This window comes from uncultured Tenacibaculum sp., from assembly GCF_947504135.1.
Lineage (GTDB): Bacteria > Bacteroidota > Bacteroidia > Flavobacteriales > Flavobacteriaceae > Polaribacter.
This window is the reverse complement of sequence record NZ_CANNGG010000004.1, coordinates 51,857-73,497: the sequence shown is the minus strand read 5'-3', so window position 1 is coordinate 73,497 and position 21,641 is coordinate 51,857. Positions and strand designations below refer to the sequence as shown.

At 31.4% G+C, this 21,641-nt stretch carries 19 protein-coding genes; 17 read left to right on the top strand and 2 right to left on the bottom strand.

The window, feature by feature from the left end:
* Positions 1-92: 92 nt before the first annotated feature.
* The 12 genes from Q0663_RS09260 (at position 93) to Q0663_RS09205 (ending at position 14,979) form a co-directional block, all read left to right on the top strand.
* A complete protein-coding gene (locus tag Q0663_RS09260) occupies positions 93-860 on the top strand; it encodes a hypothetical protein (RefSeq protein ID WP_299009849.1) in 768 nt (255 codons plus the stop codon).
* Between the two features lie 167 nt (positions 861-1,027).
* The gene (locus Q0663_RS09255) at positions 1,028-2,782 is read left to right on the top strand and encodes a phospholipase D-like domain-containing protein (protein ID WP_299009847.1); all 1,755 of its coding nucleotides are present in this window, start codon (positions 1,028-1,030) and stop codon (positions 2,780-2,782) included.
* A gap of 131 nt (positions 2,783-2,913) precedes the next feature.
* Positions 2,914-3,684, top strand: coding sequence for a hypothetical protein (locus Q0663_RS09250; protein ID WP_299009844.1), 771 nt, complete (start codon positions 2,914-2,916; stop codon positions 3,682-3,684).
* A gap of 365 nt (positions 3,685-4,049) precedes the next feature.
* The gene (locus tag Q0663_RS09245; RefSeq protein WP_299009841.1) at positions 4,050-6,257 is read left to right on the top strand and encodes a DNA cytosine methyltransferase; all 2,208 of its coding nucleotides are present in this window, start codon (positions 4,050-4,052) and stop codon (positions 6,255-6,257) included.
* Positions 6,254-7,432: an MvaI/BcnI restriction endonuclease family protein gene (locus tag Q0663_RS09240; RefSeq protein WP_299009839.1), complete on the top strand. Its 1,179-nt coding sequence runs from the start codon at positions 6,254-6,256 to the stop codon at positions 7,430-7,432. The genes Q0663_RS09245 and Q0663_RS09240 overlap by 4 nt, the downstream gene beginning before the upstream one ends.
* Before the next feature lie 266 nt (positions 7,433-7,698).
* Entirely contained in the window at positions 7,699-8,265 is a 567-nt protein-coding gene (locus tag Q0663_RS09235; RefSeq protein ID WP_121667396.1) for a DUF305 domain-containing protein, read from the top strand.
* Between the two features lie 187 nt (positions 8,266-8,452).
* Positions 8,453-9,157, top strand: a complete 705-nt coding sequence (locus Q0663_RS09230) for a hypothetical protein (RefSeq protein ID WP_299009837.1) — start codon at positions 8,453-8,455, stop codon at positions 9,155-9,157.
* A 2-nt stretch (positions 9,158-9,159) separates the two neighbouring features.
* Positions 9,160-10,056 (top strand): hypothetical protein, encoded by an 897-nt coding sequence (locus tag Q0663_RS09225; RefSeq protein WP_299009831.1) that lies wholly within the window; start codon positions 9,160-9,162, stop codon positions 10,054-10,056.
* 247 nt (positions 10,057-10,303) lie between these two features.
* The gene (locus Q0663_RS09220) at positions 10,304-10,714 is read left to right on the top strand and encodes a Fur family transcriptional regulator (RefSeq protein WP_034257669.1); all 411 of its coding nucleotides are present in this window, start codon (positions 10,304-10,306) and stop codon (positions 10,712-10,714) included.
* Between the two features lie 67 nt (positions 10,715-10,781).
* Positions 10,782-12,965 (top strand): TonB-dependent receptor, encoded by a 2,184-nt coding sequence (locus tag Q0663_RS09215; protein ID WP_299009821.1) that lies wholly within the window; start codon positions 10,782-10,784, stop codon positions 12,963-12,965.
* 1 nt (position 12,966) lies between these two features.
* Positions 12,967-13,761 (top strand): cation diffusion facilitator family transporter, encoded by a 795-nt coding sequence (locus Q0663_RS09210; protein ID WP_299009818.1) that lies wholly within the window; start codon positions 12,967-12,969, stop codon positions 13,759-13,761.
* A gap of 360 nt (positions 13,762-14,121) precedes the next feature.
* Positions 14,122-14,979 carry a tetratricopeptide repeat protein gene (locus Q0663_RS09205; RefSeq protein ID WP_299009815.1) on the top strand — a complete coding sequence of 286 codons (858 nt, stop codon included), beginning with the start codon at positions 14,122-14,124 and terminating at the stop codon, positions 14,977-14,979.
* Positions 14,980-15,131: 152 nt separating this feature from the next.
* On the opposite strand, the gene Q0663_RS09200 is transcribed toward Q0663_RS09205, so the two are convergent.
* Together Q0663_RS09200 and Q0663_RS09195 are read right to left on the bottom strand one after the other, a co-directional pair.
* Entirely contained in the window at positions 15,132-15,827 is a 696-nt protein-coding gene (locus Q0663_RS09200; RefSeq protein WP_299009812.1) for a LytTR family DNA-binding domain-containing protein, read from the bottom strand.
* Between the two features lies 1 nt (position 15,828).
* Entirely contained in the window at positions 15,829-16,638 is an 810-nt protein-coding gene (locus Q0663_RS09195; protein WP_299009809.1) for a sensor histidine kinase, read from the bottom strand.
* Between the two features lie 203 nt (positions 16,639-16,841).
* Between Q0663_RS09195 and Q0663_RS09190 the strand changes: the two genes are divergently transcribed.
* From Q0663_RS09190 to Q0663_RS09170, 5 genes are all read left to right on the top strand, one after another.
* Positions 16,842-18,014 (top strand): metallophosphoesterase, encoded by a 1,173-nt coding sequence (locus tag Q0663_RS09190; RefSeq protein WP_299009806.1) that lies wholly within the window; start codon positions 16,842-16,844, stop codon positions 18,012-18,014.
* Positions 18,015-18,678: 664 nt separating this feature from the next.
* A complete protein-coding gene (locus Q0663_RS09185) occupies positions 18,679-19,014 on the top strand; it encodes a hypothetical protein (RefSeq protein WP_299009803.1) in 336 nt (111 codons plus the stop codon).
* A gap of 24 nt (positions 19,015-19,038) precedes the next feature.
* Positions 19,039-19,287: a hypothetical protein gene (locus Q0663_RS09180; protein ID WP_299009800.1), complete on the top strand. Its 249-nt coding sequence runs from the start codon at positions 19,039-19,041 to the stop codon at positions 19,285-19,287.
* Positions 19,288-20,365: 1,078 nt separating this feature from the next.
* On the top strand, positions 20,366-20,929 hold the full coding sequence (locus tag Q0663_RS09175; protein ID WP_299009797.1) for a helix-turn-helix domain-containing protein: 564 nt from the start codon (positions 20,366-20,368) through the stop codon (positions 20,927-20,929).
* 258 nt (positions 20,930-21,187) lie between these two features.
* Positions 21,188-21,589 carry a hypothetical protein gene (locus tag Q0663_RS09170; protein WP_299009794.1) on the top strand — a complete coding sequence of 134 codons (402 nt, stop codon included), beginning with the start codon at positions 21,188-21,190 and terminating at the stop codon, positions 21,587-21,589.
* Positions 21,590-21,641 lie beyond the last annotated feature (52 nt).

Below are 21,641 nucleotides of genomic sequence, written 5' to 3'. Positions count from 1 at the left end.
TGCGGATTTTCAGCTTGGTGTGTACTTGCAAAGTTAAGTGCTAAATCACGCAACTACTCATAGCCGAGACCGTTGGGCACAATTAAAACCAAATGAACAGACTACTGATATTATTTTTTTCTTTATCCATAATTGGTTGCAGTAAACAAAAGAAGATTTGGGACAACGGATTGACTAAAAGTGCTGAAGAAATAACTGAATTTACGATTCGCATTCAAGAAGATTCTTTAAAAAACGAAATTCGCGACACACTTTTAATTGCAATAAAAAAATATAGAGATGACGACCAATTAGCTCTTCAAACTCGAAGAACTTTGTTTGACAATGAACAAATGGAAATTGAGTATATCTATGACTATTTTGACGGATTAAAGCAAGAGATTGTGAAAATGTCAGCGGACAGTCTACCATTTAAAGTAAACTATTCATACAAAAACTCTTTGCTTTTTCAATCAAGCGGAATTTTAGATAATGAAACCGAAAGGTTTGAGCAAATAGAAACTTATTATTACAGGAATGACGATACCAAAGAGAAGTCAATAATGAGACAAATATTTCTTGACAAAGAAACTAATGATACCATTAGAAATACGACGGTAAGCACATACTTCAATACTGACGAAAAAGTTGATAGTATTTTATCAATCAATCTTCGCAGACAAGGACAGAACCGAAAAGCAGTATATGAATTTGACGGAAAGAATTTTATCGGACTTAAGGAATATAATGATACAGATTCATTGCTGTCAAATCAGAAATTCGTGTATAAAATGGACGAATTTGACAATTGGACTGAAAAAAAGGTAATTGAAAACGGACTTCTGAAAAGAATAATAATCCGTGTAATAAAATATAAATAACTGTGCCCAACACAGGCTATAGTTCATTACGGCTGAAATTCCTAATCGGAATTTCGAGCCTTTTTGCTAAATTTATGGTTACTGCGGAATGATACTCGCGTACCATTCCGTAACGAAACCATAGCCAAAACCGTTATGCCACATTTGAAAAATCATCTGTAAGATTTATGAATCAAGAAGTTCACTTTACCAATATACGTAAAAACATTATTGATAATCTGCGTGACTGTAATTCAGATTTAAAAATAGCTGTAGCTTGGTTTACTGACAAAACTATTATCAAAGAGGTTAATGCATTAATAAAAAACAACGTTAATGTTGAGATTATAATTTACGATGACCACGTTAATCAAAAAGAGCTATTTAAAGATTTATATTATAGTAAAGCTAAAATCTTTTTGTCAAAAAAATTGATGCACAATAAATTTTGTATCATAGATAACCAAACAGTTATCAACGGCTCATATAATTGGACAATAAATGCTTCTTCTAACGAAGAAAACATTCAGATAACATACGATGATTTTGAATTTGCAAAAAAATTCACAGACCAATTTAATAATCTGTCTTCAAAATGTACAACTATAGACAATCATTTTGAATACTCTTTATCTAATTTAGAAAATTTACATTTCGAGTTTGAAGATTTTTATTCAAACTGGCCTAATTATAGTTACCCCTACTTCATAAATACATTAAATACGAGAACTTCAAAAGAAAATCGAATTTCCAAAATTTTCGGTCATATTTACATTATAAAAAATGAGGCTGAACAAAAATCTTTTTTGTGGTTTTATCATTTTTTGCAAACCAAGTATTCTGTAAATAAACTTCTAAAAATAAAACAACAAAAAACAGAACTACCTCAAAAATTTGGATTTATTCACGGAAGTAAATTTGACAGCAACGGCGTTTCAGAATTTAAACAAAATGATTATGTCGTAGAAGAACATAATATTAGTAATTACCAAAGTGCAAGAACCCGATATTACCTGTACTCTATTAACAGAGATGGACAGCCAAAATCTGAAAAAATAAGATATACATATAAGGTAAATGATAAACTTTATATAATGCATCTTACCGCGATGCATTCAAACTTGAAACCGTATTTTCTGAACAATAAACTTAAAAAAACTAATATTCCATATTATGTAATGAGAGTTCTATCAAATTATAGTATGGTTGTTAGCAATTATGAAAAGTCTGTATCAAGAATTGGAATTTTAAGTGTTGAAAACAAAATTGTAGTTCCATTTAAATATGGCAATTGGGTAAGAGAGCCAAAAAATGATTACGTGGACCTCGTAGAATATCCAATTTTACATAAAGTAAAGTCAAAAAATCAAGTATGGAAACCATTTGTAGATTATAATAACTACAAAGAAAAGGGTCATATTATAGATAGGTACTCAATACCTGACTTTTCCTTAATTGAAACTTTTAAAATAACCGGTAGTAAACATACAGAAGATGACGAATATTTATTTCTCAGCGAAGAAAACTATAAATACGAGAGTTTCTACAATAAAATTGCTCATTTGAGCACTAAACCATCATTGTCTGAATTAAATGAACTTAAGGCTCATTATTTAAACCCATCAAAAATTGATACATTATTAGAAAAATATAGCGCAGAAAGAGATAGATTACGAGAAATAGAAAACAAAAAGAAGGAAGGATGTTATGTAGCAACGATGGTTTATGGAGATTATGACCATCCAAACGTTCTTTTTTTAAGAGATTATAGAGATAATATTTTAAGTAAGTATCGATATGGGAAAAAGTTTATTTCGTTTTATTACAAATATTCACCAAAATATGTGAATTATGTTAATGACAAAAAGTTTCTAAATTGGATATCAAAATCTTTGATAAAAACAATTGAAATCGGAATAAAAACGTGGCATAACAACGTATAACAACAATTGCGGCTTTGTGTCCTGCGGACACAACCGCGCAAGCATAAAAGTCGGTAATTTTAGCTATCTTAGTTTTTAATCAACCCGCAACTGATTGTTATACAAGACCGTTGGCAATAATATAAAAAAAATTGAAAACACAAATTTTAAAATATATCAATAGCGAAATATCAGTTAAAATGATCACGGTATATTTTATATTTTTAAATGCACTATTTACTTACTCATACTTTCAAACTTTTGAAATAAACTACTTTTCATATGCAGATAGTCTAGATGTATTTTCAAAATTGATTTATGGAATCATACAATTAGTCCCTGGTTTTTTTGGTTTTCTGTGTATTATTTCAATAGCACTTCTAATTGAATCTTACAGCCGCAGAATAAATAAAAAATCGATTTTTAGATTTATAAAGCTTTTCTTATCAATAATTGTTTTGATATTTATAACTCTATTATATTTTAAATTAGACTTTTTCTCATTGGTAACAATTGAAAAAAGTTTCAGCGAATTAATTATAAGTAATACTAATATTTATGAAAACGACAATGGTGCGATTGATTTAAATTTAATAATCATATTGATAACTATGACTATCGCATACAGAGCTATAAAAAGGGTTATTTATATGCGAAAATCTGATAAATCAGAAAAATTAATTATTATTCGTTTAATAGTTTTTTTGTGTATTAATCTGATTGTTATTGAACAAGCTAAAGTGTCTGCAAAAATAAACTTATCAAATAAAAATGATTATGTTACAATATTTAATCCAATTAAAAAAGAATATAATAAAATAAAATGTAAGAATATTGGAAAAGTCGGAGACTATCATTTAATAATTGAAAAAGGAAATCGAGGTAGATTGATTAAGAAAGAAAATTTGATAGAAATCGAATAAATACTATTGCCAACACCGTATATAGCTCATAGCTGGGCAGTTGCTTAAATGAAGTTAAGACATATTTGGAAAGTCGCTAAATTTTTAAATTTGACGATTTCCAAAAAAAGATAAATAGTAAAATTTAAAAATCTGGCTTGTGCCTCGACCGAAAAATAATCGCTAATTTGCACGCTACGAGCCATATACAAATCCGTTACCTGCAAGCTGAATCCAGCCGCACAGTCAAGCACATTTCATTTTGCTCGTGCCTCACAAAATAAAAAGAACTTGCCTTTTCCAACCAACATTTTGATGATAATAATAGGAATTTTCAAAAATGTCCGTAAATTTGTCCGTGTACGTAAAAACGTCCGTTAAAAATTATGGCAACAATAAATTTCTATTTAGATAAACCCGACAAAAAAGGACTTTCGCCTATCCATTTGAGAATTAACTGCAATGGAAATCAAGTAAAGTTAGCAACTGGTCAAAAAATTAAATCAAAGAATTTCAATAAAACTAAACAACGAGCAACGGGAACTAGTTACGAAACCCGAGAAATAAATCATTACTTAAACTTTCTAAACGAAAGAGCAGACGAAATTTTGCATCATTCTAATAAAAAAGTATTTGATAAAAATGAGGTCAAGACTCTTCTAAACGAGCATATAGAAAACTACAAAGAAAACAATAATGTCAATTTAGTTAAAGAGCAAATATCTCTGTATGGAAAGCCAATTACATTTGTAGATTTATTTGCAGGTGCTGGCGGTTTTAGCGAAGGCTTTTTACAAGCTGAACATAATAACAAGTTTTACGATTTCATTGTAGCAAATGACATTAATGAAAATTGTGAATTAACTCACGTAGTAAGGTATAATCATCAATTAGGTTTAGATGCTAAATTTTTAACACAAGATATAACCGAACCTGATTTTTTAGATAATTTACTGGAAAAAATTGATGGAAAAACAATTGATGTTGTCTGTGGTGGCCCACCTTGTCAGAGTTTCAGTTTAGCTGGAAAACGTAAAAAATTTGACAAAAAGGACGACCTATTTTCACACTATTTAGAAGTTATAAAAGTATTGCAACCAAAATACTTTGTAATGGAAAACGTAAAAGGTATTCTAACAAAAGAAGGCGGAAAAATAAAAGAATTGATTATTAATGAAATCAATTCAATCATTGATATTAATGAAATCCCTCTTTTAATAACATTTATCAAGAAAAACAGAACAGAATCGAATTCGTTTATATACGATTGCTTAATTAAAAAAGTAGAACTTGAAAAGTTGCTCGAAAAAGACAAAGATTCTGGAAGAGAGGAATACATCAACTTTATTGATAACCGTTTTAGAAAAATAACGCCAAAAATTGCAGATTACAAAACGAGTAAAACTGACGTAAACATCAATACAATTCGACACGGTTTTAAACTATTGTCAAGAACTAAACAATGGGGTAAATTAAAACGTGACATCATCAAAGAAAAAGACTATTGCAACATTGATAGTGATGATTTTGCAGATGCGTTTACAGATTTCCTAACCGAAATTAGTCCTGAAAAAATTATTTCAAGAATTGAAACATCATTTAAATCATTAAAAATTCCAGCAACTTTCAAAAAAGATTGCAACGATATAATTACTACATTAAAAATTTATGCAACCTCTTTTGATGAATCCATCGACATATTGAAATCGAGTTGCAATACCTCTCAAAAAAAAGAATTGAATTCTATTTTAGAAAAAATTCGACTATACAAAATAGAAAAGCCTTTTGTTGCCAATGCTTCAAATTATGGTGTTCCTCAAAACAGAGAACGAGTTCTTTTTATCGGTTGCCGTAAAGACCAAAAATTCATTTCAGAAATTCCTTCAACAGTTTCAGAAAATGAAAAAGTAACCATTTTTGAAGCACTTTATGATTTAGATTTTATAGGAAATAACCAAGAAGCACACCGCTATGAATTGGTGGATATTTCAAAACAATATAACGGAACAGCAAAAAAAATGGCAAGTCTTCTCAAGAAAAGAAGTATTGATGGCAAACCGATTTCAAAAGGAGGAAAATCGTATTCTGAATGGTCAAAAAATGGTCGATTAATTGAACGTTTTCAACCAAAAACCAAACCGTTTTACGTGAAAAATTCAGAAGCACTTGAAGCAGGAGAAAAATACTTTGACTTACTGAACAATCATAAAACAAGCAATCAAAGTGAAACTGTAATTAAGCGTTTGGATGTTATTCTGAAGAATGGCAGTTATAAAGATGCCCAATTCGAATTGGACAAATGCGGTTTAACTTCCAACAAACGAAACTACAATGTTTTAAAACCAAATGAGCAAAGTCCAACAGTTATGACAATTCCTGATGATTATATTCATTATAACACACCAAGAGCGTTAACTGTTAGAGAAATGGCTCGTTTACAGTCATTTGATGACTCTTTTGTTTTTCAGGGCAAGCGTTCGACAGGTGGTAATAACAGAAAAACAGAAGTTCCACAATACACTTTGGTTGGAAACGCAGTTCCACCGTTATTAGCAAGAGCAGTCGCAAGTGAAATTTTAAAAAACATTAAGTGAGAAAACTTACCAACACAGAACACGAAAAGATAAAATTATTGACTAAAAACCAAGTTGCTCTTTCGTTAATTGAACCTACAGAAACAGGTTTAAAAAAATCGATTATGGATGCAACTGGTTCTGTTCGTAGCTATCTGAAAAGTGAAGAAATTCACGATTACGAATTACAAAAGCAAGGTCCAGACAATAAGATTATCATTCCAACAGTAATTCATACAGGATTCAAAACAATAAAGTCAAAAGCCTCTTTGTATAGACCTCAAACTAAAAACGGAGACCCAAGGATTTGGTTTTATAGTTTAACGAAGATTGCTGACCCGAACGATATTATTGCAATCACTTACTTTAACGATAGTTTTCAAATTTTCAACTTAACAAAACTTGATGTCAAAACGTTGATTGATTCTTCAATTCAAAATCCATTTCAAGAGTTAATCAATGCAATTAATACAACTGAAAATGAGGTTGCTCTGGAGCTTTTATCAATGTTAAGAAAAATTGCAGGTTCAGGACCAATTCCTTCAATGGTAGATGCTGATACGTCTGTTGGTCGAACGCTTGAAACTGCATTGGGAATAGATATTAATTCTTCTAAACAGCCAGATTATAAAGGTATTGAACTAAAGTCTTTCAGAAACAGTAGAACAAACAGAAAAAATTTGTTCGCTCAAGTTCCTGACTGGAAATTAAGTAAGTTCAAAAGTTCAGCAGAAATTTTAGATGCTTTTGGCTACGAACGTGAAGATGACTTTAAACTGTATTGTACAGTTTCGGCAATTACAAGAAACTCACAAGGGTTAAATATGAGAATTGATAGTGACATCAAGCAACTGATTGAAAACTCTGATAAACCTGAAATTGGAGATTTTGTGGTTTGGACTTTGGACAAGCTACACAATAGACTTAAATCAAAACACAAAGAAACTTTTTGGGTTGAAGCAGAAAGTATTAAAATAGATAATCGAGAACATTTTCAGTACAAATTGGTTGAACACACGAAAAAACCAATTACATCTCAATTTGATTTATTAATTGAACAAGGAATTATAACACTTGACCATTTAATAAAACGAAATTCAAAAGGAAAAGTGGTTGAAAAAGGACCTTTATTTAAAATTAAACCTAAAGGAATTGAATTATTATTTCCACCAAGTGAAACATACAGTTTGATTTAAATCCAACGCAAAGCTCAAGCACATTGCAATCCTCGTTCCTGCGGTTGCAAAGAGCTTTCACGCCAACGCTAACTGAATGAAAAGAAAAAAGCCAGCAGGTAACAATGTATATAAAAAATAGCGGTTTAAGTGCTTAAATCAAAGTTGGTTTTGTAAATTTAAAAAATGTAATAAACTGAAAAGTTAGTACTGAAAAATCCGCTACTTTTCATATACGAGACCGTTAGCTGCAAGCTGAATAAAAAATAACTTAAAACTTAAACAAAATGGAAAACGAACATAACAGTAAAAAGAAATACGGGAAATTTTTCGCAATGATTGCGACTTCAATGATTGCAATGTTTTTTTTAATGTACACTCATTCTTATCAAATAGTCGACCACTTTTGGTTTAGTGAAACTCGATTATTTATGACCATTATTATGGGTGGCTCAATGATAATCATTATGCTTCTCTATATGCTTAATATGTATAAGAGTAAAAAAGCTAACACTGCAATATTTGGATTGGGAGCTTTGATGATAATTGGAGCAATTTGGTTGGTAAGGAGTCAGGTAACTGTAACTGATACCGATTATATGGAAGGAATGATTCCACATCATTCAATTGCGATATTGACGAGCGAAAGAGCAAAAATAAAAGACGTTAGAGTTCGAAAACTTGCAGACGACATTATTAAAGCTCAACGCAAAGAAATTATGGAAATGGAATGGTTGATTAAAGACATTAAAGAGAACGGAATAGTCGAAACTGAGTTAGAGAAAGAAGAGAGACCAGTTCCAAATTTTAAAGGAAAGTTAGACCAAGAAACAAAAGATATTGAAATTGAATAAAAAAGCCAGCAGCTAACAACGTATAACAACAATTGCGGCTTTGTGTCCTGCGGACACAACCGCGCAAGCATAAAAGTCGATAATTTTAGCTATCTTAGTTTTCAACCAATCCGCAACTGATTGTTATACAAACACGTTGGCTGTAATTTGAAAATCGCAACAAAACAAGAAACTTCCAATCCAAAAAATGAGCATATCCTCTTTTCATCTTGTAAAAATTCCAACTTGGACAGCGATTAAAGGTTTATTTTCAAAATTAATAAGCACAAAAACCAAAGGTCTTATTTATTCAGAATATATGACCTCAATGACTTTAGGTTCGCCTATTTTCTCTAATAATCGATTTTTAATAAGAGAGATAGCAATATTTGCACAATGGGAAAGTGAAAAAGACTTAGATGACTTCTTGAACAATGACAAATTTGGTAAATTAATCAAAAAAGGTTGGCACGTTCGATTAGGTTTTATGAGAGATTGGGGAAAAATAAAAGGCTACAAAGTTCCTAAAGAAAAAGAAATCTTAGAAAATTCAAACTCACCTGTTGTCGCTGTAACCATTGCTCGAATGAAACCTCTTGCAGTTCCAAGGTTTTTACATTGGGGAAGACCAGTAGAAAAATTAGTAAGAGACCATCCGAGCACATTATTATCACTTGCTTCTTTTAAGTTCCCCAACACAATTTCGACTTTCTCAATATGGAAAAATGTACAAGAAATGGAGAAAATGGTTCACGGTCATAGTAAAGTCCCTAAACCAAAAAGACATTCTGATGCAATGAAAGAAAGAGAACGAAAAAACTTTCACTTTGAATTTACTACATTGAGATTTAAACCACTATCTGAATTCGGAAATTGGAAAGGCAAAGGAAATTATACTAAATTATCTGACTAAAAATGGAACTTGCCTCGAATAAACAGAACTTTCAAGATTGGGTTACGCAACAATGGGTTATTTTATTTGGCAAAAAAATTAATTCCCAAGAATACAAATGGCTCTTGGGTCCATTTGGAAACAATAACGGAATTGGGGAAATATTTATTAATCAATTAGCAGAAAGTGAAAATATATCAATTTCTAAATCCAGTAAAAACAAAGGACTTTTAAAATCGATTGAACAACTAAATTTGCCTTCATCTGAAAAAAATAGACTTTCTAAAAACGTCATTGATTTTTATGAGAATACAAGTAATTATAAACTCTACTTGACAACAAAATGGAATCCTATTTTTCTAGTTTTCGGTTATTTATTAAAATTCCTTTTTAGCAAGAGACTTGAACAACTAAATATTCCTTTGAGAAATAATAAAAATTCTCAAGAAATGAATAGCGAAATTGTTCAATTAACCGACAAAACTACTGAGAAAGTAAAAAGAACAATTTGGTTAAGGAGATTTAAACAAACAAATCAAATAATCTATTCAGGTGTTTATGAGACTTGTAAAATTCCAAATGGAAAAGCTTGCATAAAAGCCATTTTCCCATTACCAAACGGAAGTGCGACAGTAATTTTACAGCCAGTTGTTGGAGAAAACGGAGAGTTAATTTTAAAGTCAGCAGGAAGAAAAATTGGAGATAGTGGATTTTACTTTTTACTAAAGGATAAAAAGGGAGATTTATGGACTAAGTTCATAAAGTCTTTTAAAGACAATTTAACCGTATCATCAGAAAACGGAAAAATTACAGCAAATCAAAAATTGACTTTTTACGGATTGAATGTTCTGAATTTTAAATACGAAATAAAAAAACTACAGCCAACAAAGTATATAAAAAATAGCGGTTTTAGTGCTTAAATTTAAGTGATTTATGTAAATTTATCGTCAGTGCTAAACCGAAAAGTTCGTGCAAAAAATCCGCTACTTTTCATATACAAAACCGTTGTGCATAATGCAAAAAATCGTGCTAAATTCAACATTTGAACTAAAAAAGCCAACCGCACAAACAGCACATTTATTTTTTTCCAACCGCAAAAAGCCACCGCTGAAAAAAATAAAAGAGCTGTTTTTCGCCAACGCTCGAAAAAAATGATACATTAGGAAAATGCAAACCGAAGAAGAAATCCTAAAAATAAAAAAAGTAAAAAACACCGCAGTCAGAACTGTGGTATTACGACATCTTTTGAGCCAAGAAAAAGCTCAATCATTGAAAGATATTGAAAACGCATTGGCATACACGGACAGAAGTTCGATTTTCAGAACGCTGAAAACATTTGAGGAAAACAAAGTTATCCACAGCATTGAAGATGGTTCTGGAATGACCAAATATGCGGTTTGTGCAAAAGGTTGTAACTGCGACCCAAAGGATTTGCACTATCATTTTTATTGCACAAACTGCGATAAAACATTCTGCCTTTTTGATGTTCCTATTCCCAAAATTCAACTTCCTGAAAACTTCAAACAACAACAAGCAAATATGGTCGTAAAAGGTCTATGCGACAACTGTAACAAGTAATCTTTGCAATCGAGTTGCAGTAAATCCTAAATACATTTGCATTATTCTTTTAAACCAGAATAAGCAGATGAAAAACATATTTTTGAATACATTATTTCTATTCGTATCAATTATAACGTTCGCACAGACGAGCGATATTTCCATTTCTGTGAAAGATGCAGAAACCAACGAACCATTATTGGGAGCGACCGTCTATTTTGAAGAATTAGAAAAAGGAGCAGTAACAGATTTTGACGGAATTGCCACATTTACAGAAATCCCAAATGGAAACCACATTATAAAAATTTCATACATAGGCTTCAAAACCATAGAAACTACTATTGATGTTGGAACAAAAAAGGAGTTCGCTTTCAAGCTCGAATCGGGAGGTAATGAACTTGACGAAGTTGTCATACAATCTTCAAGAAGTACACGGACAGTAAGAAAAATTCCAACTCGAATTGAATTTATTGGAGCGGAAGAATTAAGCGAAAAAGCGGTAATGAACCCAACCAATATTTCAATGGTACTTCGGGAAAGTACAGGAATACAGATGCAACAAACTTCTTTAAGTAGTGCGAATACCAACATTAGAATTCAAGGTCTTGATGGACGTTACACACAACTTTTACGAGATGGATTTCCACTTTATGGCGGATTTTCAAGCGGTTTGAGTATTCTGCAAATTCCGCCATTGGACTTAAAACAATTTGAAATTATTAAAGGAAGTTCATCAACACTTTATGGTGGTGGAGCAATTGGAGGTTTGATAAATATGGTATCAAAAACACCAGATGAAGAACCAACTTTGGATATTATGTTGACACAAACACAAGCGTTAGGAAGTACTGCGAATGTATTTTATAGCAAACGAAATGAAAAATTTGGAGTTTCATTATACGGTTCAGGTCATTATCAAAAGGCTTACGACCCAGATGATGATGGCTTTAGTAATTTACCACAAACAACATCTATTTCTTTCAACCCAAAATTCTTTTATTATCCATCAGAAAAAACAACATTTTGGTTTGGCTTAAACGGAACGTATGACGACAGAATTGGTGGCGACATCACAAAAATTGAAAGTGGCGAAAATGGCATCCATCAATATACCGAAGAAAATCTATCAAAAAGATTGAGCAGTCAAGTGGTTTACGAAACTCAATTAGATTCGGTTAGTTCATTAAATATTAAAAACAGTATCTCATTCTTTGACAGAGAACTGACCATTCCCGATTTTACATTTGACGGTAAACAAACCAATACATTCACAGAAATAAACTATCAAAAGTCAGCCAATAAAACTGATTGGATTTTTGGTGCAAACCTATATACTTCTGATTTTGATGAAAATGATAATGCAACTTTGCAACGCGACCAAACGGATATAACTTATGGAGCATTTGTAAATAACATTTATGACATTTCGGATAATTGGATTTTGGAAACAGGATTGCGAGCAGATTACAATACTGATTTTGGCTTCTTTCCGCTTCCACGAGTTTCATTGCTATACAAATACGATAGCGGATTTTCCAGCAGAATTGGTGGTGGTTTAGGCTACAAAATTCCAGATATTTTTACAGAAGAGGCAGAATTTATCAATTTCGAAAATGTACTTGGTATTGATAAATCTTCACTAAATGCGGAACGCTCTTATGGAGTAAATCTTGATTTCAACTATCAAACACGTTTATTTGAAACCGTTGGTTTTTCTATTAATCAACTGTTTTATGTAACTGCGATTAATGATGCATTACTGTTAAATTCAACCGAAAATGGATTTTTCCAATTTGAGAATGCAACAGATGAAATTTTGAGCAAAGGTGCTGAAACAAACATCAAGTTTACCTATAAAGATTTTCGTTGGTTCTTGAATTATGCACTCATTGACACAAAATTGAATTATTTGGCTGGCAATCCACAAAAACCTCTAACTGCAAAACATAACGCAGGAAGTGTTTTGATGTACGAATCTGAAAAATGGCGAATCGGTTATGAAACGTTTTACACAGGAAAACAATTTTTGTCAAATGGAACTGAAACAACCGATTTTGTAACGATGGGATTATTGTTAATGCGAAACTTTAAATTTGGTAGTGCTTTTGTGAATTTTGAAAACTTTACCGATAGAAGACAAAGCAGGTTCTCGCCTTTGGTTTTGCCACCACACGACAATCCAGAATTTTCCGAAATTTATGCACCAACAGACGGTTTTATATTTAGCGTTGGAGTAATAATCAAACCTTTTGGAAACGAAGATGACGACTAAAATGAACAAAACGATATTTAAAATCAATCAAATGGATTGTCCTTCCGAGGAAAATCTTATACGAATGAAATTGGACGGAATTCAAGAAATCAAAAATCTCGATTTTGACATTCCCAACCGAAAATTGACCGTTTTTCACGATGGTCATAACGACCAAATTGAAAAGTCAATTATCGAATTAAAATTAGGCGGAAAGAAAATTTCGACCGAAGAAACCAACGAAAAAGATTTTGAAGAAAACACCAACCAAAAAAAGCTACTTTGGATTGTATTGGCAATAAATTTTGTCTTCTTCATTATCGAAATGACAACAGGACTCATCTCAAAATCAATGGGATTGGTTGCCGACAGTTTAGATATGCTTGCGGACAGTTTCGTGTACGGCATTAGTTTGTTTGCGGTTGGTGGAACGTTGATTAAGAAAAAACGGATTGCAAAAATTGCAGGCTATTTTCAGATAACACTTGCGATTATCGGATTTGTGGAAGTATTGAGAAGATTTTTTGGAGCCGAGAAACTTCCCGATTTTTCAACGATGATTATCGTTTCGATTTTAGCACTTATCGCAAACGGAATTTGTCTTTACATTTTGCAAAAGTCAAAGAGCAAAGAAGAGGCACATATGAAAGCGAGTATGATTTTTACATCAAATGACGTGATTATCAATTTGGGAGTAATAATCGCAGGAATTTTAGTGAATTGGCTAAATTCCAACAAACCTGATTTAATTGTTGGAACAATCGTTTTTATAGTGGTAATACAAGGTGCATTTCGGATTTTGAAATTAAGCAAGTAATCGGAATTGCCAACGCTTAAAGCCAAACACATTTACAGTCGCTCAAGCCATCGCACCACCAAAACTGTAAAAGAGTATGTCTTGCCAACGCTCACTTTAGAACTAAACAACAAACATCGGAAAACCAAGCAGAACGTGAAAAGCACTATGCACAACAACGTATATAGCTCATAGCTAATTAGTTACATAACCGAAGTTAAGGTGTATTTGCGAGGTCGCCAAATTTTTAAATTTGATTATATTTGAAAAAAAGTAAATATAAAAATTTAAAAATCTGGCTTGTGCCCAACCGAAAGGAAACAGCTATTTTGCACGCTACGAGCCATATACAAGACCGTTGTGCATAATTAAAAACAAACTATGAGAATAACAATTTTAGCTCTGATATTGATTTCAAATATTGGATTTTCACAAAATGATTTGACTGAATTAAAATTTGACACAAAATATTTTGACGCAGTCGACAAATGGGTTGCATTTCCAAAAAAAGACACGGATTCAACTTACGCTTATGGGTTCATTTATCTGGATAATCAAGCAGGTTTTACCTTTAATTACGAAACTAAATTTCAAATAAAAGAGCAAAAGCTACTAAATATAAAACGAGATTCAACAGTTGGATTTATGAAATATCGACTGGAACCAAATACAAGTTTGGTTTCTGTTTTGACCGACAATCAAATTTCTGCACTGAATCTACCTAAAGAACCTGAATGGTTATCGATTTACAAACAAGGTTCTGACCAAGTGGATTATCTAAAACAGGAAGGTTATCATTACAACCACGTTGGCGCTTGTGAACAAGCTCTAAAACCGTTATTAAATGCTTATGAAATTGAGCCACATTTTGATGGACTTGAATTTGAATTATCATATGCTTACAATCATCTCGGACAATTTGAAAAAGCCATACCGATTTTGGAAAAGGCAATTGAGAACAACCCCAAAAACTATTACTTTTTCAGAGAATTGGGTTATTCATATTTAGGTTTAAATAAAGTGGAAGATGCTGAAAAAACATATCGAAAAGGAATTAAAATGTCAGACAATGACTTTGAAAAAAGTGAAATGTCAGTAAATATGGCTCAAGCTTATTTCAAACTCAAGAATAAAAAGAAATTTAATGAATGGGCAGAATTGACAAGAAAGTATGCCAAAGAAAATTCTCAATATGTCCAATATATAGACCATTTTGAAAAGAATTGGAACAAAAATTAACTATGCACAACAATGTATAACCGCAATTACGGCGGATTCGACTACGTCCGAATCCACTCGGAATTGCTAACGCCAGTTCTTAACCGAAAAACAGTAACTTTAATCCCGTAACTGACGGTTATACGAGACCGTTAGCAACTATTAGAAAAAACTTACTTCAATAATCGATTAACATTAGCCTTATAATATTTACCAATAGGAATAATATGGTCTGAAATAAATATCCTGTTTCCCTCGATACTTTTAATATGCTTTGGAGCAACAGCAAATGATTTATGAACCTGCAAAAAACCTTCTTTCGGTAACAAATCTAATACGTTCGATATTTTTTCTCGAACAGTAATGGTTTCGTTTTTTGTTATCACTTTTGTGTAATTTCCTGATGCTTCGATAAACAAAACAATATCGGTTTCTACTTGTATATACTTTTTATTGCTTCGAAGAAAAATACGCTTTGAATCTACATTGCTTTTAAACGAGATAGATTCTTGTGTATTTGATGTACTGAACGTTTTATTAATCGCCTTTAAAAAGCGTTCAAACCCAAAGGGTTTTAATAAATAGTCAGAAATATTAAGTTCATATCCTTCAAGAGCGAATTCTTTATAGGCAGTTGTCACAATTACTTTTGGCGGATTTTTTAATGTTTTAAGAAATTCAAAACCTTTCAGTTTGGGCATATTCAAGTCTAAAAAAATCAAATCCACCTCATTTTTATTCAGATATTCAAATGCTTCCAATCCATCGTAACAATTTTTCATTAATTCCATATTTGGCAATAAATCACAATAGTCTTTTATAATGTCGTGTGCTATATGCTCATCATCAATAATTAAATAAGTAATCATATTAGTTTAAAGTTAATTGTGCATTGAAAGTATTTTCGGTATTCGAAAACAACAAGCTGTGCTTATTTGGATACGTCAATTCTAATCTTCGTTTTAAATTTTTCAAACCAATTCCAGGCTTTTTTTTCAAGTTTTCAGAACTATCAAAATCATTTTCTATCGTAAACTTTATATTGCTTTCTGATGAAGTTAAATTGATTGTCACGGTCGCATCTTCCCTTAAATTCTCAACGCCGTGTTTAAAAGCATTTTCTAAAAGAATTATAAATAGCAACGGAGCAACTCTTCTATTTTCATCGATATTACACTTGAAGTCAACTACTATATTCTTGTGGTAACGCATTTTGTGAAGCTCAATGTAATTCTTTAAATAATCAACTTCCTCTTTTAAGGTTACCGTTTCATTTTCACTTTCGTAGATGCTGTAACGCATCATATCAGATAATTTTAAAATTAATTCTTGTGCTTTTATTACGTCCTTATTTATCAAACCATATAAATTGTTAAGCATATTAAAGAAAAAATGCGGACTAACTTGACTTTTTAAGAGCATTAATTTAACTTTTGATTGTTCGCTTTTCAGCTTTGCAATAAAAATAAGCTGACGAATAAACCAATAAACGCCCAAACCAAGAAGCAGAACATAATAGGAAATAACAATTATAGCTATTTTAGAATTGTAATTTCCTAGAAAGACAACGGATTTATCATCTGTAAAAATGACTTCATAAATTGTAATTAGTATAGGTATTAAAGCAACTGATATTAAAAATAGTATCACCCACTTCTTATTGCGTTTTTTGGTTTTCATACGACAAAAATAGAAGTATAAATAACCTTTCACAAAAAGGTTGACAAACATCTAATTCAAGGTTTTGTAAGGAGGCTAAAGCGTGATGAAATGACTTTACATACGTTACAAAATTCTTTGTACATCTACCAAGGTTGTATATCACTATTATTATACACGTACAATAACTCGATTTATGTTTGCTGAAATTAAAATCACAAATAATGAAAAAAAGAATTCTTAGATACGTAAAACACGTATTCATAACATTTTTAATCATCACTATTTCAGTAATTCTATTTGGTCTTTATCACGGAGCAAGTATGCACTATGGAGATAATCCTAAAATGATGGATTGGGATAAAGATGGACCTTATGTTTTTTATAAAAATGATAGTATTTTAAACGTAAATTATATTAAAGGAAATCAAAATGATGGCTTCTTTCTAGAACAAAAAGAACATTCAACAAACTCAAAAATTCCAGCTTTTTGTTACTTCCCACTTGATTCGACACGCTTTGAATTTTCTATAAATGCAAACATCAAAAAGCCCTTAAGTACCTATAATGATATTAATAAAATTTTAGCAATTTCTGATATAGAAAGTGGCTATAAAACGTTTCGTGATTTTCTTATTAACAACAAGGTTATCGACAAAAACTTAAACTGGATATTTGATACTGGGCATTTAGTTCTAGTAGGAGATTTTGTTGATAGAGGTTTTTCAACAACCCAAGTCCTATGGTTTATATACAAATTAGAACAAGATGCTATAAAAAAGGGTGGTTTTGTTCATTTTATTTTGGGTAATCACGAATTGAAAAATATGCAAGGAAATTATGATTCTTCATCCCCAAAGTATTTTCACGTTGCTTCAATTTTAGAAAAACAACAACATCAATTGTACAATTCAAATTCTTTTATAGGTAAATGGATGTCAAGTAAAAACACAATGGAACTCATTAACGGCACACTTTTCACACACGGAGGAATACATCCAGATTTAGTTGATTATAATTTGAGCATAGATGAAGTCAATGAGATTACGAGCAATAATTATTATAAACCATTTTATCCCAAACTCAAAAAAACCAAAGAACAGTTTTTAAATTCAACCCATACAGGAATTTCTTGGTATAGAGGCTATTTTAAAGACGATTTAACCCAAGAAGATGTTGAACTGGGTCTTCAGAATTTTAATGCTAAATCAATTGTAGTTGGCCACACACTTCAGTCTAAAGTGAATAGAAAGTTTAATGGAAAAGTAATAGGAATTGACGTAAAGCATCCGAAAGATTATCATAAAAACTTTCCCAATAGTGAATCAGAAGGTTTACTCATAGAAAAAGGTAAATATTACAGAGTTTTACACGACGGACAGAAAGTAGAAATATAACAGTTGCTAACAACGTGTATAAGCAATAGCGATTTGAATGCTAACTCGAACCGTTATTGCATAAATTAAAGTATATTGTAAACTGAAAAGTAGTCGCATAAAATCCGCTACTGCTCATACACAAGACCGTTAGCTTTAATGCTGGAGCAAGTTTGCGGTTTGAAAAAAGCCTGGTTTAATTTTCGATTTTTTTTTAGAATTTTAAAGTAGATAAATCAGAAAAACTGTGTGCGGAATTTCAAAAATTTTCGGAATTATCACTCAAACGTGAAATGAAAAACAACAGCGGAATTGCTCACTCAAACTCTGATTTGAATTACGGTTGACTTTTTTGCTTGTTTGCGCAATCGGAACTGGAAAAACAACGCTGGAGTTGCGCACTCGAACCTGAATTAAAAAACGGTCGGAATTTCAGCAAGTTTGTGGAATGAATTAAACGTAGAAATTAAAGAAATTGGAATAAAAAGCTGACCGAAAAACAAAAACGGAATGAATTATAAAAGCACTAAAAGCTAACAACGGCTATAATTCATTACGGCGGAATTTCCTCGCGGAAATTCCATGCATTTTTGCTATCTTTCGGTCAACGTCGGAATGACACTCACGTGCCATTCCGTAACGAAATCATAGCCAAAACCGTTGTAAAACATTTTAGACAAACTTTATGAAATTAAAAGACATTCCCTACTACGCTAAATTCATTTTCAAAACAGCCGATAATGAAACTTGCTTTTCTACTACAGATTTTGAAATGATTAAATTCATTGTTGATGCGCATTCTGATGAAACTATCAATAAACTAAAAATCGGTCAAAAAATTCAATTCCAACCTATAGAAGATAATCCTGATATTTATAAAGTCTCTGATATTTCTATTCGACATCTTTACGATGATACTGAAACAATGTCTTTTGGTTTTGATAAGGAAGACTGCAACATAAACCAAGGCGACAGGAAAGAGTGGTTATTTAGCCTACTAATAAAACTTGATAAAATCTAAACACTAATTTAAAAATTAAATATTATGAAAATTATTTACTTATTCTTTTTCTTACTCTTTACATCCATTTCTTTTGGACAAACACTAATAGCCAAAACAGAAGATGGTAGACGAGTTATTTTAAACAAAGATAAAACTTGGGAATTTATTGATAAAGTACCACAAGAGACAACAAGTTCAGATACCAAATTTCCCGATTGTAATCTTCCTTCAGATTTCAAAGAACCTAAAGGAGATAACTCTGCTTTTTTAAGACGAGTTGACGCAACCTAGAAAGATTTAAAAAAACACGTTTCGGTTGATTTTGATTGTGATGTAGATGAAGTAATTGTAGTCAAGGCTTCTGAACAAAAAGGAAATGGTGCTTACACTCTATGCGTAAAAGGTAAAGAAATAAAATACAGAAGAGCTGGAAGTGTATTTTTCAGACAAGGAACAAACCCAGTTGGCAAGTACTAAAAAAACGTTTTACAACAAAGTATAAAAACAATAGGGCAATTGATGCTTAACCCAATGTTTCGGGAACTTTTTCGAGGTCGCCAAATTTTTAAATTTGGCTATATTTAAAAAGAAAAATAAACATAGAAATTTAAAAATTCGGCTTGTGTTCAACCGAATGGTAGTCGCTCATTTTCAGCCCTACTGTTCTTATACAGAGCCGTTGGGTTTAATGCAGAAGCAAGTTTGCGGTTTGAAAAAAGTCTGGTTTATTTTTCGATTTTTTTTAGAATTTTAAGGTAGATGAATCTGAAAAACTGTGTGCGGAATTTCAAAAGTTTTCGGAATTATCACTCAAACGTGGAATGAAATACAACAGCGGAATTGCTTACGGTTATTGAGCGATAGTCGAAATGCAAACTCTGAATTGAATTACGCTTGACGTTTTAGCTTGTTTACGCAATCGGAACTGGAAAAACAACGCTGGAATTGCGCACGGTTATTGAGCGATAGTCGAAATACAAACCTGAATTAAAAAACGGTCGGAATTTGAGCAAGTTTGCGGAATGAATTAAACGCTGAAATTAAAGAAACTTGAACAAAAAGCTGACCGAAAAAACAAAAAACGGAATGAATTATAAAAGCACTAAAACCCAACAACGGCTATAATTCATTACGGCGGAATTTCCTCGCGGAAATTCCATTCATTTTTGCTATCTTTCGGTCAACGTCGGAATGACACTCACGTGCCATTCCGTAACGAAATCATAGCCAAAACCGTTGCCACCAATTAGGGAAAAACTCAACGAAATCAACATATTGACAAGAATGTCATAAAAATGTCGCAAACAAACCGTTATCAAATTTATAGATTCATAAGTAGTTTTGTAGGAACAATAAACCAAAAGTAATTATGAAAGAAATCGGAAAAAAAATTAGAGAAATAAGAAAGAAAAAAGGACTTTCTCAAGAGGAATTGGCTGAATCTGCAAAAGTGAATTTAAGAACAATCCAACGGATTGAAAAAAATGAAAGTGAACCTCGTGGAAAAACTTTGAATTTAATTTGTGAGGTTCTGAATATTAATGCAGAGGATATTTTAGATTATGGAAAACAACCTGACAAAAGCTATCTAACAATTTTTCATCTTTCTGTAATAATTTTTTTAGCTATTCCTGTTGGAAATATAATTATTCCTCTGATTTTATGGATGAATAAAAAAGATAAAATTGTTGGACTAAAAGAAATGGGAGCAAATCTATTGAATTATCAAATCTTATGGTCGATAATAACATTTTTATGTATAACAGGATTCGCATTTTCGAAAATTATGCATTACGGTTATTATCCTATTCTTTTTTATATTTTTATTGGACTTTATGCTTTAAACATAATATTACCAATAATTTTTGCAATTAAAACGAGTAAAGGAAAAGCAGAAAATTTTTATCCGAATATAATTAAACTGATAAAATAACTGGTGGCAACACCGTATATAATTTATTGCTAGTTCTAGCCTACTTACGAAAATCCTTGCGGATTTTCTATTCGGTTTTTATTTGTTAAATTAGTTACTTAATCACGCAACAAACCATATACAAACACGTTGTACGCAAGCTGAAAAAACATAATGCTGGAAAATTTACTATTCATTTTATTAATTTTTACTGGTGGTATATTTCTGTTAATATCCCTGATTGTATTATTATTTGGAATCTTTAAGAAATCTCAAAAATTGAAAAAAATTGGATTCGGAATTGGAATAATTCCAATAATGTGTTTGGGCTTAATTATATTTTGGTATTTAATAGCAGTTCCATCATTTAATAAAAGTGAAATGGAGGAATTTTCTGGAAGTTATAAAATTCAAATTATAGAAAAAGGAAAAGAAAAAACTAACTCTGAATTGAATTTATTTTCGGATGGAACTTATAAATTTAATGGAAAAGAAAATATCAGAATTGCAAAAAGCGGAACTTGGAAAACAGGAGGAATTGATGGACAATTTGAATTTTATGACGAGAATGGAAATTTAATTGAATACGCTTCACAATTTGGAGGAAATGGAAACGAAAAAATCATATTTAATCTCTACGACTTTAATGAAGTTAGATTTATAAAAATAAAGAGTGAATAAAAGCCAGCGTACAACAAAGAACTGAGGTAAAAAACAAGTAAATTTTATACTT